Source organism: Albirhodobacter sp. R86504 (assembly GCF_042466415.1).
Taxonomy (GTDB): domain Bacteria; phylum Pseudomonadota; class Alphaproteobacteria; order Rhodobacterales; family Rhodobacteraceae; genus Albirhodobacter.
This window is the reverse complement of the sequence record NZ_JAXHCH010000002.1, coordinates 1986784-2011932: the sequence shown is the minus strand read 5'-3', so window position 1 is coordinate 2011932 and position 25149 is coordinate 1986784. Positions and strand designations below refer to the sequence as shown.

The 25149-nt window shown below is 57.0% G+C and carries 25 protein-coding genes and 1 tRNA gene; 25 read left to right on the top strand and 1 reads right to left on the bottom strand.

The genetic code is table 11. From position 1 onward, the window contains the following. Nucleotides 1-13: 13 nt before the first annotated feature. Nucleotides 14-766, bottom strand: a complete 753-nt coding sequence (locus SJY32_RS11665; protein ID WP_376875302.1) for a DUF533 domain-containing protein — start codon at nt 764-766, stop codon at nt 14-16. 266 nt (nt 767-1032) lie between these two features. Here SJY32_RS11665 and tuf (SJY32_RS11660) point away from each other — a divergent pair, with 266 nt between their 5' ends. From tuf (SJY32_RS11660) to rpsQ, 25 genes are all read left to right on the top strand, one after another. Beyond that, entirely contained in the window at nt 1033-2208 is a 1176-nt protein-coding gene (gene tuf / locus SJY32_RS11660) for an elongation factor Tu (protein ID WP_376875299.1), read from the top strand. Between the two features lie 162 nt (nt 2209-2370). Further along, nucleotides 2371-2446, top strand: a tRNA-Trp gene (locus SJY32_RS11655). A 64-nt stretch (nt 2447-2510) separates the two neighbouring features. Next, complete coding sequence (secE, locus tag SJY32_RS11650; RefSeq protein ID WP_376875296.1) at nt 2511-2783, top strand: preprotein translocase subunit SecE; 273 nt, start codon at nt 2511-2513, stop codon at nt 2781-2783. Nucleotides 2784-3025: 242 nt separating this feature from the next. Then, a complete protein-coding gene (gene nusG, locus SJY32_RS11645) occupies nt 3026-3565 on the top strand; it encodes a transcription termination/antitermination protein NusG (protein ID WP_376875293.1) in 540 nt (179 codons plus the stop codon). 97 nt (nt 3566-3662) lie between these two features. Then, nucleotides 3663-4115, top strand: a complete 453-nt coding sequence (rplK, locus tag SJY32_RS11640) for a 50S ribosomal protein L11 (protein WP_376875290.1) — start codon at nt 3663-3665, stop codon at nt 4113-4115. A gap of 3 nt (nt 4116-4118) precedes the next feature. Next, nucleotides 4119-4817 (top strand): 50S ribosomal protein L1, encoded by a 699-nt coding sequence (gene rplA / locus SJY32_RS11635; RefSeq protein ID WP_376875287.1) that lies wholly within the window; start codon nt 4119-4121, stop codon nt 4815-4817. Between the two features lie 264 nt (nt 4818-5081). Beyond that, nucleotides 5082-5594: a 50S ribosomal protein L10 gene (gene rplJ, locus SJY32_RS11630; RefSeq protein WP_376875284.1), complete on the top strand. Its 513-nt coding sequence runs from the start codon at nt 5082-5084 to the stop codon at nt 5592-5594. A gap of 64 nt (nt 5595-5658) precedes the next feature. Beyond that, nucleotides 5659-6030: a 50S ribosomal protein L7/L12 gene (gene rplL / locus SJY32_RS11625; RefSeq protein ID WP_376875281.1), complete on the top strand. Its 372-nt coding sequence runs from the start codon at nt 5659-5661 to the stop codon at nt 6028-6030. Between the two features lie 257 nt (nt 6031-6287). Next, a complete protein-coding gene (rpoB, locus tag SJY32_RS11620; protein WP_376875278.1) occupies nt 6288-10424 on the top strand; it encodes a DNA-directed RNA polymerase subunit beta in 4137 nt (1378 codons plus the stop codon). A 53-nt stretch (nt 10425-10477) separates the two neighbouring features. Further along, nucleotides 10478-14710, top strand: coding sequence for a DNA-directed RNA polymerase subunit beta' (gene rpoC, locus SJY32_RS11615; protein WP_376875275.1), 4233 nt, complete (start codon nt 10478-10480; stop codon nt 14708-14710). A gap of 499 nt (nt 14711-15209) precedes the next feature. Further along, a complete protein-coding gene (gene rpsL, locus SJY32_RS11610) occupies nt 15210-15581 on the top strand; it encodes a 30S ribosomal protein S12 (RefSeq protein WP_010399029.1) in 372 nt (123 codons plus the stop codon). 12 nt (nt 15582-15593) lie between these two features. Next, on the top strand, nt 15594-16064 hold the full coding sequence (gene rpsG / locus SJY32_RS11605) for a 30S ribosomal protein S7 (protein ID WP_376875267.1): 471 nt from the start codon (nt 15594-15596) through the stop codon (nt 16062-16064). An 18-nt stretch (nt 16065-16082) separates the two neighbouring features. Then, a complete protein-coding gene (gene fusA / locus SJY32_RS11600; protein WP_376875264.1) occupies nt 16083-18200 on the top strand; it encodes an elongation factor G in 2118 nt (705 codons plus the stop codon). A gap of 67 nt (nt 18201-18267) precedes the next feature. Further along, entirely contained in the window at nt 18268-19443 is a 1176-nt protein-coding gene (gene tuf, locus SJY32_RS11595) for an elongation factor Tu (protein ID WP_376875261.1), read from the top strand. 289 nt (nt 19444-19732) lie between these two features. Next, nucleotides 19733-20041, top strand: a complete 309-nt coding sequence (rpsJ, locus tag SJY32_RS11590) for a 30S ribosomal protein S10 (RefSeq protein WP_376875258.1) — start codon at nt 19733-19735, stop codon at nt 20039-20041. A 13-nt stretch (nt 20042-20054) separates the two neighbouring features. Further along, entirely contained in the window at nt 20055-20786 is a 732-nt protein-coding gene (gene rplC, locus SJY32_RS11585) for a 50S ribosomal protein L3 (protein WP_376875255.1), read from the top strand. Beyond that, nucleotides 20783-21403: a 50S ribosomal protein L4 gene (gene rplD / locus SJY32_RS11580; RefSeq protein ID WP_376875252.1), complete on the top strand. Its 621-nt coding sequence runs from the start codon at nt 20783-20785 to the stop codon at nt 21401-21403. The genes rplC and rplD overlap by 4 nt, the downstream gene beginning before the upstream one ends. Continuing rightward, nucleotides 21400-21696, top strand: coding sequence for a 50S ribosomal protein L23 (locus SJY32_RS11575; RefSeq protein ID WP_376875249.1), 297 nt, complete (start codon nt 21400-21402; stop codon nt 21694-21696). Before rplD ends, SJY32_RS11575 begins: the two co-directional genes overlap by 4 nt. Before the next feature lie 151 nt (nt 21697-21847). After that, nucleotides 21848-22684 carry a 50S ribosomal protein L2 gene (gene rplB, locus SJY32_RS11570; protein ID WP_376875246.1) on the top strand — a complete coding sequence of 279 codons (837 nt, stop codon included), beginning with the start codon at nt 21848-21850 and terminating at the stop codon, nt 22682-22684. Nucleotides 22685-22687: 3 nt separating this feature from the next. Then, the gene (gene rpsS / locus SJY32_RS11565; protein WP_376875243.1) at nt 22688-22966 is read left to right on the top strand and encodes a 30S ribosomal protein S19; all 279 of its coding nucleotides are present in this window, start codon (nt 22688-22690) and stop codon (nt 22964-22966) included. Between the two features lie 5 nt (nt 22967-22971). Continuing rightward, nucleotides 22972-23352, top strand: a complete 381-nt coding sequence (rplV, locus tag SJY32_RS11560; RefSeq protein ID WP_376875240.1) for a 50S ribosomal protein L22 — start codon at nt 22972-22974, stop codon at nt 23350-23352. Further along, the gene (rpsC, locus tag SJY32_RS11555; protein WP_376875237.1) at nt 23352-24062 is read left to right on the top strand and encodes a 30S ribosomal protein S3; all 711 of its coding nucleotides are present in this window, start codon (nt 23352-23354) and stop codon (nt 24060-24062) included. Before rplV ends, rpsC begins: the two co-directional genes overlap by 1 nt. A 12-nt stretch (nt 24063-24074) precedes the next feature. Continuing rightward, complete coding sequence (gene rplP / locus SJY32_RS11550; RefSeq protein WP_376875234.1) at nt 24075-24488, top strand: 50S ribosomal protein L16; 414 nt, start codon at nt 24075-24077, stop codon at nt 24486-24488. 181 nt (nt 24489-24669) lie between these two features. Next, nucleotides 24670-24870, top strand: coding sequence for a 50S ribosomal protein L29 (gene rpmC, locus SJY32_RS11545; protein WP_376875231.1), 201 nt, complete (start codon nt 24670-24672; stop codon nt 24868-24870). A gap of 11 nt (nt 24871-24881) precedes the next feature. Further along, nucleotides 24882-25115 carry a 30S ribosomal protein S17 gene (gene rpsQ / locus SJY32_RS11540; protein WP_376875228.1) on the top strand — a complete coding sequence of 78 codons (234 nt, stop codon included), beginning with the start codon at nt 24882-24884 and terminating at the stop codon, nt 25113-25115. Nucleotides 25116-25149: the final 34 nt, after the last annotated feature.

The following is a 25149-nucleotide window of genomic DNA, read 5'->3' as shown; positions in this document are numbered from 1 at the left end:
ATTGGATCGGACGTCAGGCGTAGAGTGCTGGCGCGCCGAGTTCAGAATGTATCTTGTTCACGTCCTCTTCCCGAAGCTCAAGCATCTGGGCAAGCGAATGGAGGTATTGAGCCTCTTGTTGGTTATCGAGATCAATGGCCATCACGGACATCGTGTAGACCTGCGCCTCCAACCCTGGGGGAATTTGTGCCGCGAGGGCCTCTACATCCAGCGGGGCCTCTAAGGCGGCTTGCACAAAAGTGGCTTCCTCCGTACTCACATCACCCAAATGCTGTAAGATCGTTTCTTGCTCCCTCGCATCAATCTCCCCATCCGATTTTGCGGCTTGGGTCATCGCTAGAATCATCAACCCTGCTAGGGCCTCGTCAGAAGCGGTTGGTGCTTGTGCGGGCTCCCCTTGACTCGCGAGAGCGGAGTTAAGCTTGCTGCCAAACCCGCTGGAGCCTGCCAAGAGCGCCCCTAAGCCGCCCGCGCCCCCCAAAGCACCCAGCAAGCCGCCAAATCCGCTCGATGTCGGGCGGTCGTTACTTGTGCGGCGTGAGGTTTGTCCGCTTGTAAACTGCGCTAGAAGCCCGCCCAACCCGCCGGTCAAGCCAGTCGCCCCCGATGTTCTCTGGCCAAGCAATGATTCCATCATCCCGTCCAGCCCGCTCACGGATGAGGTCTCGGCGCGGCCAGTCCGCCCGCCGCTCCCTGACATTGATTTCATCCCTTTCGCAACGGCAACACCGAGTGCGACCTTGGCCAAGGTCTTCATCAAGGACATCGCAATTCTCCACAAATAATCATTTAGGACGAGCCTACAGGAGATATTGCCATTTCTCTAAAAATCTTTTGACCGTAGCTGTTTGGCCCATCTCGCCTGCGCGATTTTACGCGGATTGGCGGCTGACCGTTGCGGATAAACCGCCTCTTTTACGTCCTGTGCGACTTCTGTGCTCAAGCGGGCTTGATTTTTCCTCTTCCAGCCAATAGTTAGCGCGCGATGTTCCACCGGGCCGCGAGGCCCTTTCAGCACGAGGCGCCCGCACAATGGCAAAGGCAAAGTTTGAACGTAACAAGCCGCACGTCAACATCGGCACGATTGGCCACGTTGACCACGGCAAGACGACCCTTACGGCAGCGATCACGAAGTACTTCGGTGACTTCCGCGCCTACGACCAGATTGACGGCGCACCGGAAGAGAAAGCTCGTGGTATCACGATCTCGACCGCGCACGTTGAGTATGAGTCGGAATCGCGCCACTACGCGCACGTCGACTGCCCCGGCCACGCTGACTATGTTAAGAACATGATCACCGGTGCTGCACAGATGGACGGCGCGATCTTGGTTGTGAACGCCGCTGACGGCCCGATGCCCCAGACGCGCGAGCACATTCTGCTCGGCCGTCAGGTTGGTATCCCGTACATGGTTGTGTACATGAACAAGGTTGACCAGGTTGACGACGAAGAGCTTCTCGAGCTCGTCGAAATGGAGATCCGTGAGCTTCTGTCGTCGTACGACTACCCGGGCGACGATATTCCGATCATCCGTGGTTCGGCACTGCACGCTATGAACGGCACGCAGCCAGAAATCGGCGAAGAGTTGATCAAGGCGCTGATCGCAGCGGTTGATTCGTACATCCCGACTCCAGAGCGCGCGATCGACCAGCCGTTCTTGATGCCGATCGAAGACGTGTTCTCGATCTCGGGTCGCGGCACTGTTGTGACCGGCCGTATTGAGCGTGGCGCTGTTAACGTTGGCGACGAACTCGAAATCATCGGTATCCGCGACACGAAGAAAACGACTTGCACGGGCGTTGAGATGTTCCGCAAGCTGTTGGATCGTGGTGAGGCAGGCGACAACGTTGGCGCATTGCTTCGCGGTATTGACCGTGAAGGCGTTGAGCGTGGTCAGGTTCTGTGCAAGCCGGGTTCGGTTAAGCCGCACACGAAGTTTGAAGCAGAAGCTTACATTCTGACGAAAGAAGAGGGTGGCCGTCACACGCCGTTCTTCGCGAACTACCGCCCGCAGTTCTACTTCCGCACGACGGATGTCACCGGTACCGTTAAGCTGCCAGAAGGCACTGAAATGGTTATGCCAGGGGACAACCTGAAGTTCGAAGTTGAACTGATCGCGCCGATCGCGATGGAAGAGAAACTGCGCTTCGCGATCCGCGAAGGCGGCCGCACCGTTGGTGCAGGCGTTGTTTCGAAAATCCTCGCATAATCGCTTGAGCGATGAGAGTTGAAAAGGGCGCCCCAAGCGGGCGCCCTTTTTGCATCCGGAGATGAGGTGGTTAGGGTCTCAATTTACTGAAATTCTCTCCCTGAAAATTGCATAACAACACTTGCGTTCCGCGCGGCCATGGAATATCCCGCCTTCAGGCTTAGGAGTTTAGCTCAGTTGGTAGAGCATCGGTCTCCAAAACCGAGGGTCGTGGGTTCGAGTCCCCCAACTCCTGCCAAGCCTATTTTCCCGAAAAGCAAGCGGCTAACATCTCGTGGATCTCGCGGCACGGTTGGCAATTCATGGATCGCACTTCCAAAGTGCTTGAATTCATGTCGCATAGGGCGTATCTCGCCCCCGTCGCAATGGTTGTGATTAAAAGGGCAAAGCTAATGGCAAATCCGGTCAAATTCGTTGAAGAAGTTCGGTCCGAGATCGGTAAGGTCGCTTGGCCGACGCGTCGCGAAGTTATTCTGACGACTGTGATGGTCTTCATTATGGCGGCTCTCATGGCGGTCTTCTTTTCGCTCGTGGATATGGTGATCCGCTTCGGCGTTGGCTTCCTCGTCGGCTAAGGATTTCTACCTCGCCCCGGAGTGCCCAGTTTTCATCGGGTTTTCTTGTCTGGCTCTTGAAATATTGGGGCGCAGGGGGTATTGGGGCTGAACTCACCTAGAGCCGGCGCGCACCGATTCGGTACTGCGCGCTGTTTTTTATTCTGGGTGGCGGGGGGTAACCCCTTGGGAATATGAGGCAAATGCCTCGTGGATATTGGAATTTCGGCGTTCTGCGTCGGTGGGAAAGAGGCTGATTGAGCATGGCGAAGCGTTGGTATTCGGTAAGCGTTCTCTCGAACTTCGAGAAGAAGGTAGCCGAGCAAATCCGTCAGGCTGTTATTGATCAGTCGGCAGAGGAATTGATCGAGGAAGTTCTTGTCCCCACGGAAGAAGTGATTGAAATCCGTCGCGGTAAAAAAGTGACCTCCGAGCGTCGCTTTATGCCGGGCTATGTGCTCGTGCGCATGGAGATGACCGACAAAGCTTATCACCTGATTAACTCGATCAATCGCGTGACGGGTTTCTTGGGTCCGCAGGGGCGTCCAATGCCGATGCGCGATTCGGAGGTGAACGGTATCTTGAACCGCGGTGGCGATGCGGGTGAAGCGGTTGCACCGCGTAACCTGATCCGCTTCGAGGTTGGTGAGAATGTCTCGGTGACGGATGGTCCGTTCGAGGGCTTCGCGGGTATGGTTGAGGAAGTCGATGATGTGGCGAGCCGCCTGAAGGTGACTGTGTCGATCTTTGGCCGTCCCACGCCCGTTGAGTTGGAATTCACTCAGGTGACAAAGGTCGCCTAAGTGCAAACCGTGGGAGGCGATGTCGCGCAGCGCGCGTCTGACCCGCACCACTAAACTTCGCACCGCTCTGGTGTGACAGTGATAAAGGAGAGGCCACATGGCCAAGAAAGTTATCGGGCAGCTCAAGCTGCAAATTAAAGCGGGTGCTGCAAACCCGTCCCCGCCGGTCGGTCCGGCGCTAGGTCAGCGCGGCATCAACATCATGGAATTCTGCAAGGCGTTCAACGCTAAGACGCAGGAAATGGAAAAGGACATGCCGGTCCCGGTGGTTATCACCTACTATGCCGACAAGTCCTTCACATTCGAAACGAAGACCGCTCCTGCTTCCTTCTACCTGAAGAAAGCTGCTGGTCTGAAGCCACAAGGCAAGCGTAACCGCCCACGCGGTTCGGAAGCGCCTGGCCGTTCGACCGTTGGTTCCGTGACCGTAGCGCAAGTGCGCGAAATCGCTGAAGCAAAAATGAAAGACCTGTCCGCGAATGACGTGGAAGCCGCGATGCAAATCATCCTCGGCTCCGCTCGTTCGATCGGTATCGAGGTGAAAGGGTAAGTCATGGCGAAGTTCGGTAAACGTACGGTCGCCGCGCGCGCCGCTTTCGAAGGCAAAGACAACCTCTCCGTTGAGGCTGCTGTTGCTTTGATCAAGTCGAACGCTAACGCGAAATTCGACGAAACCCTTGAGATCGCTATGAACCTCGGTGTTGACCCGCGTCACGCTGATCAGATGGTTCGCGGTGTTGTCCAATTGCCAAACGGCACTGGCAAAACCGTTCGTGTTGCAGTGTTCGCACGTGGCCCGAAGGCTGATGAAGCCAAGGCTGCAGGAGCGGACATCGTCGGCGCAGAAGATCTGATGGAGATCATCCAGTCGGGTAAGATCGAGTTCGACCGTTGCATCGCAACGCCGGACATGATGCCGATCGTTGGTCGTCTTGGTAAGGTCCTTGGCCCACGCAACCTGATGCCGAACCCTAAAGTCGGCACTGTTACGATGGACGTGAAAGCGGCCGTCGAAGCAGCAAAAGGCGGCGAAGTTCAGTTCAAAGTCGAAAAAGCTGGCGTGATTCACGGCGGCATCGGCAAAGCATCCTTCACCGCAGAAGCTCTCGCTGAGAACGTTCGCGCCTTCGTGGACGCTGTTTCCAAGGCGAAGCCTGCTGGTGCCAAGGGCGCTTATGTGAAAAAAGTTTCGTTGTCGTCGACGATGGGCCCGGGCGTTTCGCTCGACCTCGCCTCCGCGACCGGCAACTAAGCATAGAGTTTTGCTGTCGTCCTTCGGGGGGAGAGCAAATGGCGGGGCGTGCGAGCGCCCCGTCCTGTCCGAGACGGAGGGAGGCCAATACGCCGGAAACGGTAGGCCTTAATGTCCTTCCTGAGATGGGAAACGAGACCATTTCCGAGCCACAGCAATGTGATCTCGGGCGATCTGGCCTCGGGACCCTGAGCGGACCCGACCTTGTTCTTCGGAGCAGGGAAATTGGAGCCGGGGGGAAACCCCCATACTTGGAGTGAAACCGTGGATAGAGCCCAAAAAGAGAAATTGGTCGAAGAGCTCGGCCAAATCTTCGCAAGCTCTGGCGTCGTAGTGGTTGCCCACTACGAAGGCATGACGGTTGCTCAGATGCAGACCCTCCGCGCGCAAATGCGTGAAGTTGGTGGGTCGGTACGCGTTGCCAAGAACAAGCTCGCCAAGATCGCCCTTGAAGGTCAGCCATGCGCAAGCATTGCTAACTACCTCACGGGCATGACCGTTCTTGCCTATTCGGAAGACCCTGTCGCTGCTGCGAAAGTGTCTGACGCCTATGCGAAAGCGAACGATAAGTTCGTGATCCTTGGCGGTGCAATGGGCGAAAACGCTCTGGACCTTGCCGGTGTTAAAGCCGTCGCTCAAATGCCGTCGCGTGAGGAGCTTATTGCTTCGATCGTTGGTTGCATCGGTGCGCCTGCTTCGAACATCGCTGGTGCCATTGGCGCGCCTGCATCGAACATCGCGAGCATTCTCTCGACTATCGAAGAGAAAGCTGCCTGAGCAATTTATTGCCTTCGTCGAAGCTGACGTCGGATAACAACCTTATATGAGAATGGAACGGAAAATGGCCGATCTTAAAGCACTTGCTGAGCAAATCGTGAACCTCACGCTGCTGGAAGCACAAGAACTGAAAACGATCCTCAAAGACGAGTACGGCATCGAGCCCGCAGCTGGCGGCGCAGTCATGATGGCTGGCCCGGCAGCAGCAGCAGAAGCTGCTGAAGAGAAAACCGAGTTTGACGTCGTTCTGACGGATGCTGGCGCAAGCAAGATCAACGTGATCAAAGAAGTTCGCGGCATCACCGGTCTTGGCCTCAAAGAAGCTAAAGACCTCGTCGAAGCTGGCGGCAAAGTCAAAGAAGGCGCTTCGAAAGCAGAAGCAGAAGACATCAAAGCTAAGCTGGAAGCAGCTGGCGCGAAAGTCGAGCTCAAGTAATTGGGCCGGATGCCTGAGCATCCGACTTTGTGAAAAAGGGCTGGGTCCGGAGTTTTCCGGGCCCAGCCGAACCTGTCTTGGAGAGGGCTTTAGGAATTACTCCTGACGCTGAGCCTTCTCCAAGGCGGGTAATACGGTTCGGGAGCCCCCCTTTGGGACGGGGGGCATGAATGGAACCGCCCCCTTGATCGCCACGCGCCGCCTACCGGGCCCCGACGGTATGCGCGCCTGCGAAAAGACGAAAGGTGACGACGAGCATGGCTCAAGCTTACGTTGGTCAAAAGCGTATCCGCCGGTATTACGGCAAAATCCGCGAAGTCCTCGAGATGCCGAACCTCATTGAGGTTCAAAAATCTTCCTACGACCTTTTCCTGCGGTCGGGCGATGCGCCCAAGCCGCTCGAAGGTGAAGGCATCCAAGGTGTTTTCCAATCGGTATTCCCGATCAAGGATTTCAACGACAACGCGATTCTGGAGTTCGTAAAATACGAGCTAGAAAAGCCGAAATACGACGTTGACGAATGTCAGCAGCGTGACATGACATATGCGGCTCCCCTCAAGGTGACGCTGCGTTTGATCGTGTTCGATGTCGACGAGACCACGGGCGCACGCTCGGTCAAGGATATCAAAGAACAAGACGTCTACATGGGCGACATGCCTCTGATGACCGCAAACGGGACGTTCGTCGTGAACGGGACCGAGCGTGTTATCGTGTCCCAGATGCACCGCTCGCCTGGCGTGTTCTTTGACCATGATCGTGGCAAGACGCATTCGTCGGGTAAGTTGCTGTTCGCATGCCGGATCATTCCGTATCGCGGCTCGTGGCTGGACTTCGAATTCGATGCGAAAGACCTTGTCTTCGCGCGTATCGACCGTCGCCGCAAACTCCCCGTAACGACGCTGCTCTATGCGCTTGGTCTCGATCAAGAAGGCATCATGGATGCGTATTACAACACCGTTGACTACCGCGCCGAAGGCAAGCGCGGCTGGGTCACCAAGTTCTTCCCCGAGCGTGTGCGCGGCACGCGTCCCCTGTTCGATCTGGTGGATGCAGCGACCGGTGAAGTGATTTGCAACGCGGGCGAGAAAATGACCCCGCGGATGGTCAAGAAATTGATCGACGAGGCGAAAGTGACCGAGCTTTTGGTCCCGTTCGAGCAAATCGTTGGTCGTTTCGTTGCGAAAGACATCATTAACGAGCAAACCGGTTTCATCTTCGCGGAAGCGGGTGACGAGCTTACGCTTGACTATGATCGTGACGGCGAAATCTCGGGCGGTTCGCTCAAGACGCTTCTCGACAACGGTATTACCGATATTCCGGTTCTGGATATCGATAACATCAACGTTGGTCCCTACATCCGTAACACGATGGCGGCTGACAAGAACATGGGCCGTGATACCGCGCTCATGGATATCTACCGCGTTATGCGTCCCGGTGAGCCGCCGACCGTTGAAGCTGCGTCGCAGCTCTTCGACACGCTGTTCTTCGATAGCGAGCGCTACGATCTCTCGGCTGTTGGCCGCGTGAAAATGAACATGCGTCTCGCGCTCGACGCGCCAGACACCCAACGCACATTGCGTCACGACGATATCTTGTCGTGCATCAAGGCATTGGTTGAGCTGCGCGATGGCAAAGGCGAGATCGACGACATCGACCACCTCGGCAACCGCCGCGTTCGGTCCGTTGGCGAATTGATGGAAAACCAGTACCGCGTGGGCCTCCTTCGCATGGAGCGCGCGATCAAAGAGCGCATGTCGTCGGTCGAAATCGACACCGTCATGCCGCAAGATCTGATCAACGCGAAACCTGCCGCGGCAGCTGTACGTGAATTCTTCGGCTCCTCGCAGCTGTCCCAGTTTATGGACCAAACCAACCCGCTTTCGGAAGTCACGCACAAGCGTCGTCTCTCCGCACTTGGGCCTGGCGGTTTGACCCGTGAGCGTGCCGGCTTCGAAGTTCGCGACGTTCACGCAACCCACTACGGCCGGATGTGCCCGATTGAAACGCCGGAAGGTCAGAACATTGGTCTGATCAACTCGTTGGCGACCTTCGCGCGCGTCAACAAATACGGCTTCATCGAAACACCGTATCGCAAAGTCGTGGATGGTCAGGTGACGGATGACGTCGTCTACATGTCCGCGACAGAAGAGATGCGTCACACGGTCGCTCAGGCGAACGCGGAGCTCGATGCAGACGGTCGTTTCGTCAATGATCTGGTATCGACGCGTCAATCGGGTGAGTACTCGCTCAATCCGATCGATGTTGTTGATCTGATCGACGTTTCGCCAAAACAGTTGGTATCGGTCGCTGCGGCGCTGATCCCGTTCCTTGAAAACGACGATGCTAACCGCGCTCTCATGGGCTCAAACATGCAACGTCAGGCGGTTCCGCTGCTCCGGTCCGAGGCGCCCTTCGTGGGCACCGGTATGGAAGCGGTCGTGGCGCGCGATTCCGGCGCCGCAATCATGGCGAAACGTGGCGGCATCATCGACCAGGTCGATGCGTCGCGTATCGTTATCCGCGCGATCGAGGATCTCGGTGTCGGCGATGCTGGCGTGGATATCTACCGATTGCGCAAGTTCAAGCGCTCGAACCAATCCTCCACCATCAACCAACGTCCGTTGGTGAAAGTGGGTGATCGCGTTCACACCGGTCAGGTGATCGCAGATGGTCCGTCGACGGATCAGGGCGAACTCGCGATCGGTCGTAACGTGGTCGTCGCGTTCATGCCTTGGAACGGTTACAACTACGAAGACTCCATCCTGATCTCCGAGCGGATTCACCGCGACGACGTGTTCACCTCGATTCACATCGACGAATATGAAGTTGCTGCGCGTGATACGAAGCTTGGGCCGGAGGAAATCACTCGCGATATCCCGAACGTCGGTGAAGAAGCGCTGCGCAACCTCGACGAGGCTGGCATCGTGTATATCGGCGCGGAATGTGGGCCGGGCGATATCCTTGTCGGCAAGATCACACCGAAGGGCGAAAGCCCGATGACGCCAGAAGAAAAACTTCTGCGCGCGATCTTCGGTGAGAAAGCATCTGACGTGCGCGATACCTCGCTGCGTCTTCCGCCGGGGGCCTTCGGGACCATCGTCGAGGTGCGTGTCTTCAACCGTCACGGCGTTGATAAAGACGAACGCGCGCTTCAAATCGAGCGCGAAGAAGTCGAACGTCTCGCACGCGACCGCGACGACGAACTTGCGATCTTGGAGCGTAACATCTACGCGCGCCTTCGCACCCTGATCATGGGCAAGACGGCTGTCAAAGGCCCGAAAGGCGTGAAGCCGGGTTCAGAGATCAACGCCGATCTTCTGGGGACGCTCTCGCGTGGTCAGTGGTGGCAGTTGGCTCTCGAAAACGAGGGTGATGCGAAGGAAGTCGAAGCGCTCAACGAGCAATTCGATGCGCAAAAACGCGCTCTCGATCATCGCTTTGAGGATAAGGTCGAGAAGGTCCGTCAGGGCGACGATCTGCCGCCGGGCGTCATGAAGATGGTGAAAGTCTTCGTCGCGGTGAAGCGTAAGCTGCAAGCGGGCGATAAGATGGCTGGTCGTCACGGCAACAAAGGTGTTGTTTCGAAGGTCGTTCCGATTGAGGACATGCCGTTCCTCGCAGATGGCACGCCCGTCGATCTCGTGCTGAACCCACTCGGTGTTCCATCGCGGATGAACGTTGGTCAGATCCTTGAAACCCATATGGGTTGGGCATCGCGCGGTTTGGGCATCCAAATCGACGAAGCACTCAAGGAATACCGCCGTTCGGGCGATTTGACGCCAGTGCGTGAGGCGATGCGCCACGGTTATGGCGACGAGACTTATGATGAAGCTTTCGGCAACGTTGATGAAGAGACCTTCATCGAGAGCGCCGAAATGGTTCGCACCGGTGTGCCGATTGCAACGCCTGTCTTCGACGGCGCGAAAGAGGCAGACGTCAATGACGCGCTGCGTCGTGCGGGCTTCTCGGAATCGGGCCAATCGGTTGTCTTCGATGGTCGCACGGGGGAGCAATTCACACGTCCGGTAACGGTCGGTGTGAAGTACTTCCTCAAGTTGCACCACTTGGTCGATGACAAGATGCACGCTCGTTCGACCGGGCCGTACTCGCTCGTCACACAGCAGCCGCTGGGTGGTAAGGCGCAGTTCGGTGGTCAGCGTCTCGGGGAGATGGAGGTCTGGGCGCTTGAAGCTTACGGCGCCGCCTACACCCTGCAAGAGATGCTCACCGTGAAGTCGGATGACGTTGCTGGCCGGACGAAAGTCTACGAGTCGATCGTCAAAGGCGAGGACAACTTCGAAGCCGGCGTGCCGGAATCGTTCAACGTTCTTGTCAAAGAGGTCCGAGGCCTCGGCCTCAACATGGAACTCCTGGATGCGGAGGATGAGGAGTGAGGGCGTAAGCCTTCACTTCCTTTCCCCCTTCGCCCGTATTCAAGGAATATCAGATGAACCAGGAAATCACTCAAAACCCGTTCAACCCGTTGGCGGCGCCTAAGCAATTCGACGAGATCAAGGTCTCGCTCGCATCGCCAGAGCGCATCCTTTCGTGGTCGTTCGGGGAAATCAAAAAGCCGGAAACCATCAACTACCGGACGTTCAAGCCGGAGCGTGATGGTCTGTTCTGCGCACGGATCTTTGGCCCGATCAAAGATTACGAATGCCTGTGCGGCAAATACAAACGCATGAAATATCGCGGCGTTGTCTGCGAGAAATGTGGCGTTGAAGTTACCCTGCAAAAGGTCCGCCGCGAGCGGATGGGCCATATCGAGCTGGCTTCGCCGGTCGCTCACATCTGGTTCTTGAAGTCTCTTCCCTCGCGGATCGGCCTCATGCTGGATATGACGCTGCGCGATCTGGAACGCATTCTCTACTTCGAGAACTACGTTGTGATCGAGCCGGGCTTGACGGATCTCACCTACGGCCAGTTGATGGGCGAGGAAGAGTATCTCGACGCGCAGGACCAGTACGGCGCAGATGCGTTTACCGCCAATATCGGCGCTGAAGCGATCCGCGAAATGCTGGCGCAAATCGATCTCGAAGGCACCGCCGAGCAACTCCGCGCCGACCTCAAAGAGGCGACGGGCGAGCTCAAGCCGAAGAAGATCATCAAGCGTTTGAAAATCGTTGAGTCGTTCCTCGAGTCGGGCAACCGCCCCGAGTGGATGGTTCTGACCGTGCTTCCGGTGATCCCGCCGGAGCTGCGCCCGCTGGTGCCGCTCGATGGTGGCCGTTTCGCGACGTCGGATTTGAACGATCTGTATCGCCGCGTGATCAACCGGAACAACCGCCTCAAGCGCCTCATCGAGCTGCGCGCGCCCGATATTATCGTGCGCAACGAGAAGCGGATGTTGCAGGAATCGGTCGATGCGCTGTTCGACAACGGCCGTCGTGGCCGCGTCATCACGGGCACCAACAAGCGCCCGCTGAAGTCGCTCTCCGACATGCTGAAGGGGAAGCAAGGTCGTTTCCGTCAAAACCTTTTGGGCAAGCGCGTGGACTTCTCGGGTCGTTCGGTCATCGTGACCGGCCCGGAATTGAAGCTCCATCAGTGCGGTCTGCCCAAGAAGATGGCGCTCGAACTGTTCAAGCCGTTCATCTACTCGCGTCTTGAGGCCAAAGGTCTCTCGTCGACGGTGAAACAGGCGAAGAAACTGGTCGAGAAAGAGCGTCCCGAGGTTTGGGATATCCTGGACGAGGTGATCCGCGAGCACCCGGTTCTGTTGAACCGCGCGCCCACGTTGCACCGTCTGGGGATCCAAGCCTTTGAGCCGATCTTGATTGAAGGTAAAGCGATCCAGCTGCACCCGCTCGTGTGTTCGGCGTTTAATGCCGACTTCGACGGTGACCAGATGGCTGTTCACGTTCCGCTCTCGCTGGAAGCCCAGCTTGAAGCGCGCGTTCTGATGATGTCCACGAACAACGTTCTGTCGCCTGCGAACGGCGCGCCGATCATTGTTCCTTCGCAGGATATGATCTTGGGCTTGTACTACACGTCCATGGAACGCGAAGGCATGAAAGGCCAAGGCATGGTCTTCGGCTCCGTCGAGGAGGTCGAACATGCGCTGACCGCGGGTGTTGTGCATTTGCACACCAAGATCCAAGCGCGGATCAAGCAGATCGATGAGACCGGCAATGAAGTGTTCCAACGCTTTGACACAACTCCGGGCCGCGTGCGGCTTGGTGCGTTGTTGCCGTTGAACGCGAAAGCGCCGTTCGAGTTGGTCAACCGCTTGCTGCGTAAGAAAGACGTTCAGAATGTCATCGACACGGTCTACCGCTATTGCGGTCAGAAAGAGTTGGTTATCTTCTGTGACCAGATCATGGGCATGGGCTTCCGCGAGGCGTTCAAGGCGGGTATTTCGTTCGGTAAGGACGATATGGTCATCCCTGACTCCAAGTGGGAAATCGTGAACGGCGTTCGCGATCAGGTTAAAGAATTCGAACAGCAGTATATGGACGGTCTGATTACCCAGGGCGAGAAGTATAACAAAGTTGTCGATGCTTGGTCGAAGTGCTCCGACGCAGTTGCGGCTGATATGATGGCGGCGATTTCGGCTGTCCGTTACGATCCGGAAGACGGTTCGGAAATGGAACCGAACTCGGTTTACATGATGTCGCACTCCGGTGCGCGGGGCTCCCCCGCTCAGATGAAACAGCTTGGCGGTATGCGCGGTCTGATGGCCAAGCCGTCGGGTGAGATCATCGAGACGCCGATTATCTCGAACTTTAAAGAAGGTCTGACCGTTCTCGAGTACTTCAACTCGACGCACGGTGCCCGTAAGGGTCTGGCAGATACGGCTTTGAAAACGGCTAACTCGGGGTATTTGACCCGTCGTTTGGTTGACGTTGCGCAAGATTGTATTGTTCGTTCGCATGATTGCGGCACTGAACGTGCGATCACGGCTTCTGCTGCTGTCAATGACGGTGAAGTGGTATCCCCGCTTGGTGAGCGTGTTCTGGGCCGTGTTTCGGCGGATGACGTGCTTGTGCCGGGCAGCGACGAAGTGTTGGTTCGCAAGAACGAGCTCATCGACGAGCGTAAGGCTGATCTGATCGAGAAGTCGGGCGTGCAGAAGATGCGTATCCGTTCAGCACTGACCTGTGAGGCCGAAGAGGGCGTTTGCGCGCTTTGCTACGGTCGCGATCTGGCGCGCGGCACGTTGGTAAACCAAGGTGAGGCTGTCGGCATCATCGCGGCGCAGTCCATCGGTGAGCCTGGCACACAGCTGACGATGCGGACGTTCCACATCGGCGGTATTGCGCAAGGTGGTCAGCAGTCCTTCCAAGAGTCCTCGCATGAGGGCAAAGTGGAGTTCCGCAACGCCAACCTTCTGACCAATGACGCGGGCGATCTGATCGTCATGGGTCGTAACATGACCCTCGCGATCATGGACGAGCATGGTGAAGAGCGCGCGAGCCACAAGCTCAGCTACGGCTCCAAGCTGTTCGTCAAGGATGGTGACACGGTTGCACGTGGCGCGAAGCTGTTCGAGTGGGATCCATACACCCTCCCGATCATCGCGGAGAAGCCGGGTGTGGCCAAATACGTTGATCTCGTTTCCGGTATCGCCGTTCGCGACGTAACCGATGACGCGACAGGTATGACGCAGAAGATCGTGACCGATTGGCGTTCCGCGCCGAAGGGCAACGATCTGAAGCCTGAAATCATCGTGGTCGACGCCTCTGGCGAGCCGGTCCGCAATGACGCAGGCAATCCGGTCACCTATCCGATGTCAGTGGATGCGATTCTCTCGGTCGAAGATGGCCAGGAGGTCAAGGCCGGTGACGTTGTTGCGCGTATTCCGCGCGAAGGTGCGAAGACGAAAGACATCACCGGTGGTCTGCCGCGTGTTGCCGAACTCTTCGAGGCACGTCGTCCGAAAGATCACGCGATCATCGCGGAACTCGACGGCTATGTGCGCTTCGGCAAGGACTACAAGAACAAGCGTCGGATCACGATTGAGCCTGCCAATGAGGGCGCGGAGCCCGTCGAATACATGGTGCCGAAAGGCAAGCATATCCCCGTTCAGGAAGGCGACTTCGTGCAACGTGGCGATTATATCATGGACGGTAACCCCGCACCGCATGACATCCTGCGCATCCTCGGCATTGAGGCGCTCGCGGATTACCTGATTGACGAAGTGCAAGACGTTTACCGTCTGCAAGGCGTTAAGATCAACGACAAGCACATCGAGGTGATCGTTCGCCAGATGCTGCAGAAGATCGAGATCTTGGATTCAGGTGAAACGACGCTTCTCAAAGGCGAGAACGTGGATAAGGCGGAGTTCGACGAGGAGAACGCGAAAGTTGAGGCGCGTGGCGGCCGTCCAGCAACCGGTGAACCGGTTCTGCTCGGGATCACCAAAGCATCCTTGCAAACGCGCTCGTTCATCTCGGCGGCGTCCTTCCAAGAGACCACCCGTGTTCTCACCGAGGCTTCGGTGCAGGGCAAACGCGATAAGTTGGTTGGCCTCAAAGAGAACGTCATCGTGGGCCGCTTGATCCCGGCGGGTACCGGCGGCGCCACCACGCGCGTCCGGAAGATCGCAGCCGATCTCGATCAAACGGTGATCGTATCGCGTCGCGCAGAAGCTGAAGCGGCTGCCGCCTTGGCGGCACCGGTGGAGGCAACCGTCGATGATTTCGGCTCTGTTGAGACGCCGGAAAGCCGCGATTGATTTTACGCAGATGAATTGGAAAGGCCCCGCAGCGATGCGGGGCCTTTTTTTATCCGGCTTCGCGATGCGCTGCTGCGCGACGTCGGCGCGTGCACCACCCGACCCCTCGCGGGCCCCTTTGCAAAGGGCCCCACGCGGACGTATGGAGGGGGCTGTGGCGGCCAGGGTGGATGGGGGCACGCCGTTGAACTGGGTGACGCGCCCGCCCCGGCGAGAGGTGCAATAGCGCCAATCCGGCTAGGCTGTGTTGACAAGGCCAACGACTCCTCCTATACGCCGCGCAACCCATAGGGCGTAGTCTGTCTTGACGATGCTCGAACGGGTGGCCGAATTTCAGTGAACACGATTTAGGCGAGAGCCTCGATCCTCTGGAACTCAACACATTCACCCTGCGGGGTGAGCGTGTGATTTGGCGTTTTACGATGCGCGTGAACCGCCGTCGAGAAGTGGCGCAGTCAGCGATGGCTGCGAGTATTGACAGAGCAAAACGGGGAACCGAATGCCTACTATCCAACAGCTGATCCGCAAGCCGCGGCAGCCGAAGGTGCAGCGCTCCAAGTCGCAACACCTTCAGTCCTGCCCGCAAAAACGTGGCGTATGCACCCGTGTGTACACAACCACGCCAAAGAAACCGAACTCCGCTATGCGTAAAGTCGCCAAGGTGCGTCTGACGAATGGCTTCGAGGTCATCTCCTACATCCCGGGCGAAAAGCACAACCTTCAGGAGCACTCTGTGGTTCTGATCCGTGGCGGCCGCGTAAAAGACCTTCCGGGTGTCCGTTACCACATCCTCCGCGGTGTGCTGGATACCCAAGGTGTTAAAGATCGTCGCCAACGTCGTTCGAAGTACGGCGCGAAGCGTCCGAAATAAGGAGAACCAGAGATGTCACGTCGTCACGCCGCTGAAAAACGCGAAGTTCTTCCGGACGCCAAGTATGGTGACCGCATTCTGACCAAGTTCATGAATAACCTCATGGTCGATGGTAAGAAATCCGCAGCTGAGAAAATCGTCTACAACGCGCTTGAGCGTGTTGAGGGCAAACTCAAGCGCGAGCCGATCGAGGTCTTCCACGAAGCTCTCGAAAACGTAAAACCTTCCGTCGAAGTGCGTTCGCGCCGCGTCGGTGGTGCTACGTACCAAGTTCCGGTCGAGGTTCGCCCGACCCGTCGCGAAGCGCTGGCAATCCGCTGGCTCATCACCGCTGCGAAAAACCGTAACGAGAACACGATGGAAGAGCGCCTTGCCGGCGAGCTTCTGGATGCTGTCAACTCGCGCGGTTCGGCTGTGAAAAAGCGCGAAGACACCCACAAAATGGCAGACGCAAACAAAGCGTTCAGCCATTACCGCTGGTAATCAGGGAAGGACGCCATCATGGCACGCGACTATCCTCTCGAGCGCTACCGCAACTTCGGTATCATCGCTCACATTGACGCTGGCAAAACCACGACCTCCGAGCGGATCCTGTACTACACAGGTAAGTCGCACAAGATCGGGGAAGTCCATGATGGCGCCGCCACCATGGACTGGATGGAACAAGAACAAGAGCGTGGCATCACGATTACGTCGGCTGCTACGACCACGTTCTGGGAAAAGACCATCACTGGTACGGAGCCTGTCTCCGAGAAGCACCGCTTCAACATCATCGATACTCCTGGCCACGTTGACTTCACCATCGAAGTTGAGCGTTCGCTCGCAGTTCTCGATGGCGCTGTCGTTCTTCTGGACGGTAACGCCGGTGTTGAGCCGCAAACCGAAACCGTTTGGCGTCAGGCTGACCGGTACGAAGTTCCGCGCATCGTGTTCGTTAACAAAATGGACAAGACCGGCGCTGACTTCTTCAACTGCGTGAAGATGATCAAAGACCGCACAGGCGCAAACGCTGTTCCTGTCGCACTTCCGATCGGCGCAGAAGACCAGCTCGAAGGTATCATCGACCTCGTGACCATGAAAGAATGGGTCTACTTGGGCGAAGATCTGGGCGCTTCGTGGGAAATCCGCGACGTTCGTGCTGACCTTCTCGACCAAGCCAAAGAATGGCGCGACAACCTGCTCGAAACCGCTGTTGAGCAAGATGACGACACCATGGAAGCCTACCTCGAAGGCACCGAGCCTTCGGAAGAAAAGCTCCGTGAGTTGATCCGTAAGGGCACTCTCTCGCTTGCTTTCGTTCCGGTCATGGCCGGTTCGGCGTTCAAAAACAAAGGCGTTCAGCCTTTGCTCAACGCTGTTATCGACTACCTGCCATCGCCGCTCGATGTGCCTGCCTACATGGGCTTCGCACCAGGCGACGAAGAAGAAGTTCGGAACATCGCACGTTCGGCAGACGACGAGCAGCCGTTCTCGGCACTTGCGTTCAAAATCATGAACGATCCATTCGTGGGTTCGTTGACCTTCACACGCATCTACTCGGGCAAGCTTGCCAAGGGCGACGCGATGCTGAACGCAACGAAACAACGCAAAGAGCGCGTTGGTCGTATGATGATGATGCACGCTATCGAGCGCGAAGAAATCACCGAAGCATTTGCTGGTGACATCATCGCTCTCGGCGGTCTGAAAGAAACCACCACCGGTGACACGCTCTGTGATCCGGCACACGGTGTTGTTCTGGAAACGATGACCTTCCCTGTTCCGGTTATCGAGATCGCAGTTGAGCCGAAAACCAAGGCTGACCAAGAGAAGATGGGCATCGCTTTGGCTCGTCTGGCAGCTGAGGATCCGTCGTTCCGCGTCGAAACCGATCTCGAGTCGGGTCAGACGATCATGAAGGGCATGGGCGAACTTCACCTCGACATCCTCGTTGACCGTATGCGTCGCGAATTTAAAGTTGAGGCGAACATCGGTGCGCCGCAGGTTGCTTACCGCGAAACCATTTCGCGCGAAGCAGAGATCGACTACACGCACAAGAAGCAGTCCGGTGGTACCGGTCAATTTGCGCGCGTGAAGATGGTCATCATGCCAACAGAGCCGGGCGAAGGATATTCGTTCGAATCGAAAATCGTTGGTGGTGCAGTTCCGAAGGAATACATCCCGGGCGTCGAAAAAGGCATCAAGTCTGTTATGGACTCGGGCCCGCTTGCAGGCTTCCCCGTGATCGATTTCAAGGTTGCGCTGATCGATGGTGCGTTCCACGACGTCAACTCCTCGGTGCTCGCGTTTGAGATCGCAGCACGGGCAGGGATGCGCGAAGGCCTCCGTAAGGCTGGCGCGAAATTGCTCGAACCGATCATGAAAGTCGAAGTTGTGACTCCGGAAGAATACACCGGCGGCATCATCGGCGATCTGACCTCGCGTCGTGGTATGGTCCAAGGGCAAGACACACGCGGCAACGCGAACGTGATCTCGTCGATGGTTCCGCTCGCGAACATGTTCGGTTACATCAACACGCTGCGCTCGATGTCCTCGGGCCGTGCCGTGTTCTCGATGACCTTCGATCACTACGATGCTGTTCCGCAGAACATCTCGGACGAAATCCAGAAGAAATACGCGTAAGGCATTGGGCGTCCGCGGGATGACCGCGGGCGCTTCCTTCACGTTTTAAGACCTACAGGAGGCCACAATGGCAAAGGCAAAGTTTGAACGTAACAAGCCGCACGTCAACATCGGCACGATTGGCCACGTTGACCACGGCAAGACGACCCTTACGGCAGCGATCACGAAGTACTTCGGTGACTTCCGCGCCTACGACCAGATTGACGGCGCACCGGAAGAGAAAGCTCGTGGTATCACGATCTCGACCGCGCACGTTGAGTATGAGTCGGAATCGCGCCACTACGCGCACGTCGACTGCCCCGGCCACGCTGACTATGTTAAGAACATGATCACCGGTGCTGCACAGATGGACGGCGCGATCTTGGTTGTGAACGCCGCTGACGGCCCGATGCCCCAGACGCGCGAGCACATTCTGCTCGGCCGTCAGGTTGGTATCCCGTACATGGTTGTGTACATGAACAAGGTTGACCAGGTTGACGACGAAGAGCTTCTCGAGCTCGTCGAAATGGAGATCCGTGAGCTTCTGTCGTCGTACGACTACCCGGGTGACGATATTCCGATCATCCGTGGTTCGGCACTGCACGCTATGAACGGCACGCAGCCAGAGATCGGCGAAGAGTCGATCAAGGCGCTGATCGCAGCGGTTGATTCGTACATCCCGACTCCAGAGCGCGCGATCGACCAGCCGTTCTTGATGCCGATCGAAGACGTGTTCTCGATCTCGGGTCGCGGCACTGTTGTGACCGGCCGTATTGAGCGTGGCGCTGTTAACGTTGGCGACGAACTCGAAATCATCGGTATCCGCGACACGAAGAAAACGACTTGCACGGGCGTTGAGATGTTCCGCAAGCTGTTGGATCGTGGTGAGGCAGGCGACAACGTTGGCGCATTGCTTCGCGGTATTGACCGTGAAGGCGTTGAGCGTGGTCAGGTTCTGTGCAAGCCGGGTTCGGTTAAGCCGCACACGAAGTTTGAAGCAGAAGCTTACATTCTGACGAAAGAAGAGGGTGGCCGTCACACGCCGTTCTTCGCGAACTACCGCCCGCAGTTCTACTTCCGCACGACGGATGTCACCGGTACCGTTAAGCTGCCAGAAGGCACTGAAATGGTTATGCCAGGCGACAACCTGAAGTTCGAAGTTGAACTGATCGCGCCGATCGCGATGGAAGAGAAACTGCGCTTCGCGATCCGCGAAGGCGGCCGCACCGTTGGTGCAGGCGTTGTTTCGAAAATCCTCGCATAATCGCTTGAGCGATGAGAGTTGAAAAGGGCGCCCCAAGCGGGCGCCCTTTTTGCATCCGGAGATGCAAACGTTTGGCTGCGACTCCAATAATTGTTGGAAGTATGGCGCTATCTGCGCTTAATTTGCCTTATTCACCCAGATGCGCAAATCACTTTGGGGAATCGTCTTGACAGGTGGGGTCATGCAGCTTAATGCCCGCCTCTGATCTATCTAGATCGGGGTTCGATGCAGGCGTCACATGCGGTGCTGTCTGCCTCTCAACCGTAGCCCTGCGATAAGGGAAAGACATATGTCTGGTCAAAACATTCGCATCCGGCTCAAGGCGTTCGATTACCGTGTGCTTGATGCAAGCACTCAGGAAATCGTGAACACCGCCAAGCGCACCGGTGCAGAGGTTCGCGGTCCGATTCCGCTGCCTAACAAAATCGAGAAATTCACGGTTCTCCGTGGTCCGCACATCGACAAGAAGTCGCGCGATCAGTGGGAAATCCGGACGCACAAGCGTCTGCTCGACATCGTCAACCCGACACCGCAAACCGTGGACGCGCTCATGAAGCTCGACCTCGCTGCCGGCGTCGACGTTGAAATCAAAGTCTGAGGAGGGCGTAACAATGCTGCGTTCTGGTGTAATCGCCAAGAAGCTGGGCATGACCCGGCTGTTCCTCGAAGATGGTAAGCAGGTTCCTGTTACCGTTCTTCAACTCGACAACCTTCAAGTGGTCGCTCAGCGCACCGACGAGAAAGACGGCTACACGGCTGTTCAGCTCGGCGCTGGTGAAGCGAAAGCAAAACGCACCACGGCAGCAATGCGCGGTCACTTCGCAAAAGCGAACGTGGCTCCTAAGCGCAAAGTTGCTGAGTTCCGCGTTTCGGCTGATAACTTGATCGAAGTTGGCGCTGAGATTTCTGCCGAGCACTACAATGCTGGTCAGTTCGTCGACATCGCCGGTACCTCGATCGGTAAAGGCTTTGCAGGTGCTATGAAGCGTCACAACTTCGGCGGCCTTCGCGCGTCGCACGGTGTGTCGATTTCGCACCGTTCGCACGGTTCGACCGGTCAGTGTCAAGATCCGGGCAAGGTTTTCAAGGGCAAGAAGATGGCTGGCCATCTCGGTGCTGTGCGTGTGACCACGCAGAACATCCAAGTCGTGAAAACTGACGCTGAGCGTGGCTTGATCTTGGTCAAGGGCTCGGTTCCGGGTTCCAAAGGTGGCTGGGTCACGATCAAGGACGCGGTGAAGAAGCCGCTGCCAGAGAACGTCCCGATGCCGGCTGCTCTCAAATCGGCTGCTGGCGCAGCTGCTCCGGTCGCAGAAGTTGCGGTCGAAGGGGGTGAAGCATGAAACTTGATGTGATCAAGCTCGACGCCGGTAAATCCGGTTCGATCGAACTCGCAGACGACATCTTTGGTCTTGAGCCACGCGCAGACATCCTGCACCGTGTGGTCCGCTGGCAGCGTGCGCGCATGCAAGCCGGTACCCACTCGACGCTGGGTCGTTCGGACGTGTCCTACTCGACCAAGAAGATCTACCGCCAAAAAGGCACCGGTGGCGCACGTCACGGTTCCAAAGGCGCGCCGATCTTCCGTCACGGTGGTGTCTACAAAGGCCCGACCCCGCGCTCGCACGCACATGATCTTCCTAAGAAGTTCCGTGCGCTCGGTCTGAAGCACGCACTCTCCGCGAAAGCGGCGACAGGCAACCTCGTGATCTTGGAAGCTGCTGAAATGGCATCGGCCAAGACCTCGCTCCTCGCAAAAGCTGCGAAGGAATTGGGTTGGAAGCGCGTGTTGATCATCGACGGTGCTGACGTGAATGATAACTTCGCTCTCGCAGCACGTAACATCGAAGGTATCGATGTTCTCCCGACGATGGGCGCAAACGTCTATGATATCCTCAAGCGTGACACTCTCGTGATCACCAAAGCAGGTATCGAAGCTCTGGAGGCTCGTCTGAAATGAACGCGAAAGCCGAACATTACGACGTGATCGTCAAGCCGATCATCACCGAGAAAGCAACGATGGCATCCGAACACGGTGCAGTTGTCTTCCAAGTGGCGAAATCGGCATCCAAGCCGGTCATCAAAGAAGCAGTGGAAGCACTCTTCGGCGTTAAGGTGAAGGCGGTTAACACCACCATCATCAAAGGCAAAACCAAGCGTTTCCGCGGTGTCGCGGGTAAGCGCTCGGACGTTAAAAAAGCCTATGTGACGCTCGAAGAGGGAAACACTATCGACGTGTCCACCGGCCTCTGATAGAAGCCAATCGAATCTCGCGGCCCCGAGCGATCGGGGCCGCCTGACTTTTATGTTTCTGGACAGTCTAGAGACGTGAGCGGGGCAGGGCGCAAGCCATCTGCACCATACGAAACGGACCTTTGGTCCAAAGCAACGGAAGACAGAGAGCATGGCACTCAAGTCGTACAAACCGACGACGCCGGGCCAGCGTGGGCTGGTTCTGATCGACCGTTCGGAGCTTTGGAAAGGCCGCCCAGTCAAGTCCCTCACCGAGGGCCTTACAAAGACTGGTGGCCGGAACAACACCGGGCGCGTCACTATGTGGCACAAGGGTGGTGGTGCTAAGCGCCTCTACCGTATCGTCGATTTCAAGCGTCGTAAGTTCGACATCTCGGCAGTTGTCGAGCGTATCGAATACGATCCTAACCGCACCGCGTTCATCGCACTGGTGAAGTATGAGGATGGCGAACTCGCCTATATCCTCGCACCCCAGCGCCTTGCAGTGGGCGACAAAGTTATTGCTTCGGCAAAAGCTGATATCAAGCCGGGCAACGCTATGCCGTTCTCCGGTATGCCGATCGGTACGATCGTGCATAACGTCGAGCTGAAGGCAGGCAAGGGCGGCCAGTTGGCACGCGCTGCAGGCACCTACGCCCAATTCGTTGGTCGTGACGGTGGCTACGCGCAGATCCGTCTGTCCTCGGGCGAGCTGCGTCTCGTGCGTCAGGAATGCATGGCTACCATCGGTGCCGTGTCGAACGCTGACCACTCGAACCAGAACCTCGGTAAAGCTGGCCGTAAACGTCACATGGGCGTGCGCCCGACTGTTCGCGGTGTTGCAATGAACCCGATCGATCACCCGCATGGTGGTGGTGAAGGCCGGACCTCGGGTGGTCGTCACCCGGTTACCCCATGGGGTAAAGGGACCAAGGGCAACAAGACCCGCTCGAACAAGAAGACGGATAAGTACATTCTCCGTTCGCGCAACGCTAAGAAGGGTCGCTAAAATATGGCACGTTCTGTTTGGAAAGGCCCGTTCGTCGACGCTTACGTCCTGAAAAAGGCCGAAAAAGTGCGCGAGTTGGGCAAAAGCGAAGTGATCAAGATCTGGTCGCGCCGCTCCACCATCCTGCCACAGTTTGTTGGTCTGACCTTCGGGGTCTACAATGGCCACAAGCACATCCCTGTCGCTGTAAGCGAAGAGATGATTGGGCAGAAGTTCGGTGAATATTCGCCGACCCGTACCTACTACGGTCATGCTGCTGACAAGAAAGCGAAGAGGAAGTAATCGCCATGGGTAAGGAAAACAATCCGCGCCGCGTGGCGGACAACGAAGCAATGGCTAAGACCAAAATGCTTCGCACCTCGCCGCAAAAATTGAACCTCGTAGCTGCGTTGATCCGCGGCAAGAAAGTTGACAAGGCTTTGGCCGACCTCACCTTCTCGAAAAAGCGGATCTCGGACGACGTGCGTAAGTGCTTGGTGTCGGCAATTGCCAACGCTGAAAACAACCACGGTCTGGACGTTGATAACCTCATCGTCGCAGAAGCTTGGGTCGGCAAAAACCTAGTCATGAAACGCGGTCGTCCGCGCGCTCGTGGCCGGTTCGGCAAGATCATGAAGCCGTTTTCGGAAATCACCATCAAGGTGCGTCAAATCGAGGAGCGTGCGTAATGGGTCAGAAGGTTAACCCCATTGGGATGCGTATCCAGGTCAACCGTACCTGGGACAGCCGCTGGTATGCTGAATCGAAAGACTACGGCAACCTCCTGCTTGAAGACCTCAAAATGCGTGAATTCATTCACGAAGAGGCGAAACAAGCTGGTATCGCACGTGTGATCATCGAGCGTCCGCACAAGAAGTGCCGCGTGACTATTCACGCAGCACGCCCGGGCGTGATCATCGGCAAAAAAGGCGCGGACATCGAGACGCTTCGCAAGAAGCTCGCGGCGTTCACCGCTTCGGAATTGCACCTCAACATCGTTGAAGTCCGCAAGCCCGAGCTCGATGCTCAACTCGTTGGTGAGTCGATCTGTCAGCAGCTTGAGCGCCGTGTTTCGTTCCGCCGTGCTATGAAGCGCGCCGTGCAGAACGCGATGCGCATTGGTGCCCTCGGCATCCGTGTGAACGTGGCTGGTCGTCTCGGCGGCGCGGAAATCGCGCGTACCGAGTGGTACCGTGAAGGTCGCGTGCCGTTGCACACACTTCGTGCTGACATCGACTATGCGCTGTCCGAGGCGACGACCCCTTACGGGATCATCGGCGTTAAGGTCTGGATCTTCAAAGGCGAGATCATGGAACATGATCCGCAAGCACGCGATCGTCGCTACGCTGAGGCCCAAGAGGGTCCAGTCTCGCGCGGCCCGCGCCGCGACGCCCGCTGAGGAGTGTGAACAATGCTTCAACCAAAACGCACTAAGTTCCGCAAAATGCATAAGGGCAAAATTCACGGGGAGGCCAAAGGCGGCTTCAACTTGAACTTTGGGTCCTTCGCATTGAAAGCCACTGAGCCAGAGCGTGTGACAGCTCGTCAGATCGAAGCGGCTCGCCGCGCGATCACCCGTCACATGAAACGCCAAGGCCGCGTCTGGATCCGTATCTTCCCAGATACACCAGTGTCGTCCAAGCCTGTCGAAGTTCGGATGGGTAAAGGTAAAGGTTCGGTGGATTACTGGGCTGCTAAGGTCAAGCCAGGCCGCATCATGTTCGAGATCGACGGCGTTGCCGAGCCGATCGCACGTGAAGCGCTTCGTCTGGGTGCAAACAAGTTGCCGGTCATGACCCGCATCGTGATGCGCGAAGACTGGTAATCTCGGTTTGAGAGACACGAAAGGCCCCCGATTTGCGTCGGGGGCCTTTTTTTATTGGTTCGGCATTGCCAGCTGAGAAATCTGCTGCTATAGGCGACCGATCCTGTACGCAGGACGACATAACCCATCAGAATCAGGGTCACCCTACGGGGCCCTCTGATGCCTAATAAAGGAACTGGGAATGAACGCCCAAGAACTCAAGGCGAAAACGCCTGATGAGCTCCGTACCGAGCTTGTCGCACTCAAAAAGGAAGCCTTCAACTTGCGCTTCCAGCAGGCAACCGGTCAGCTCGAGAACACAGCTCGCATGCGCGTATTGCGCCGCGGTGTTGCTCGGATCAAAACCGTGCTGAACCAAAAAGCCGCTGAAGCAGCGAACTGAGGAGTATCCAGATGCCCAAACGTATCCTGCAAGGCACCGTGACGTCGGACAAGAACGAGCAAACAATCACCGTTCTGGTTGAGCGCCGCTTCAAGCACCCGTTGTTCCAAAAAACCGTTCGTAAGTCCAAGAAGTACCGGGCGCACGACGCGGAAAACAAATTCAAGGTTGGTGACACTGTTCGTATCGAAGAGTGCGCGCCGATTTCGAAGACGAAACGCTGGACCGTCGTCGTCGAGGCCTGATTTCCATCAGGTCCTGACGATAAACACCAGTTTA

Coding starts and splice junctions, on each gene's coding strand:
- rplD (WP_376875252.1), top strand. CDS start 20,783: ATGAAACTTGATGTGATCAAGCTCGACGCCGGTAAATCCGGTTCGATC.
- rpsS (WP_376875243.1), top strand. CDS start 22,688: ATGGCACGTTCTGTTTGGAAAGGCCCGTTCGTCGACGCTTACGTCCTG.
- rplL (WP_376875281.1), top strand. CDS start 5,659: ATGGCCGATCTTAAAGCACTTGCTGAGCAAATCGTGAACCTCACGCTG.
- rpsQ (WP_376875228.1), top strand. CDS start 24,882: ATGCCCAAACGTATCCTGCAAGGCACCGTGACGTCGGACAAGAACGAG.
- rpsG (WP_376875267.1), top strand. CDS start 15,594: ATGTCACGTCGTCACGCCGCTGAAAAACGCGAAGTTCTTCCGGACGCC.
- rplV (WP_376875240.1), top strand. CDS start 22,972: ATGGGTAAGGAAAACAATCCGCGCCGCGTGGCGGACAACGAAGCAATG.
- rpoC (WP_376875275.1), top strand. CDS start 10,478: ATGAACCAGGAAATCACTCAAAACCCGTTCAACCCGTTGGCGGCGCCT.
- rplB (WP_376875246.1), top strand. CDS start 21,848: ATGGCACTCAAGTCGTACAAACCGACGACGCCGGGCCAGCGTGGGCTG.
- rplA (WP_376875287.1), top strand. CDS start 4,119: ATGGCGAAGTTCGGTAAACGTACGGTCGCCGCGCGCGCCGCTTTCGAA.
- fusA (WP_376875264.1), top strand. CDS start 16,083: ATGGCACGCGACTATCCTCTCGAGCGCTACCGCAACTTCGGTATCATC.
- tuf (WP_376875299.1), top strand. CDS start 1,033: ATGGCAAAGGCAAAGTTTGAACGTAACAAGCCGCACGTCAACATCGGC.
- rpsL (WP_010399029.1), top strand. CDS start 15,210: ATGCCTACTATCCAACAGCTGATCCGCAAGCCGCGGCAGCCGAAGGTG.
- rpmC (WP_376875231.1), top strand. CDS start 24,670: ATGAACGCCCAAGAACTCAAGGCGAAAACGCCTGATGAGCTCCGTACC.
- rplK (WP_376875290.1), top strand. CDS start 3,663: ATGGCCAAGAAAGTTATCGGGCAGCTCAAGCTGCAAATTAAAGCGGGT.
- tuf (WP_376875261.1), top strand. CDS start 18,268: ATGGCAAAGGCAAAGTTTGAACGTAACAAGCCGCACGTCAACATCGGC.
- nusG (WP_376875293.1), top strand. CDS start 3,026: ATGGCGAAGCGTTGGTATTCGGTAAGCGTTCTCTCGAACTTCGAGAAG.
- rplP (WP_376875234.1), top strand. CDS start 24,075: ATGCTTCAACCAAAACGCACTAAGTTCCGCAAAATGCATAAGGGCAAA.
- rpoB (WP_376875278.1), top strand. CDS start 6,288: ATGGCTCAAGCTTACGTTGGTCAAAAGCGTATCCGCCGGTATTACGGC.
- rpsC (WP_376875237.1), top strand. CDS start 23,352: ATGGGTCAGAAGGTTAACCCCATTGGGATGCGTATCCAGGTCAACCGT.
- rpsJ (WP_376875258.1), top strand. CDS start 19,733: ATGTCTGGTCAAAACATTCGCATCCGGCTCAAGGCGTTCGATTACCGT.
- SJY32_RS11575 (WP_376875249.1), top strand. CDS start 21,400: ATGAACGCGAAAGCCGAACATTACGACGTGATCGTCAAGCCGATCATC.
- rplC (WP_376875255.1), top strand. CDS start 20,055: ATGCTGCGTTCTGGTGTAATCGCCAAGAAGCTGGGCATGACCCGGCTG.
- SJY32_RS11665 (WP_376875302.1), bottom strand. CDS start 766: ATGTCCTTGATGAAGACCTTGGCCAAGGTCGCACTCGGTGTTGCCGTT.
- secE (WP_376875296.1), top strand. CDS start 2,511: ATGGATCGCACTTCCAAAGTGCTTGAATTCATGTCGCATAGGGCGTAT.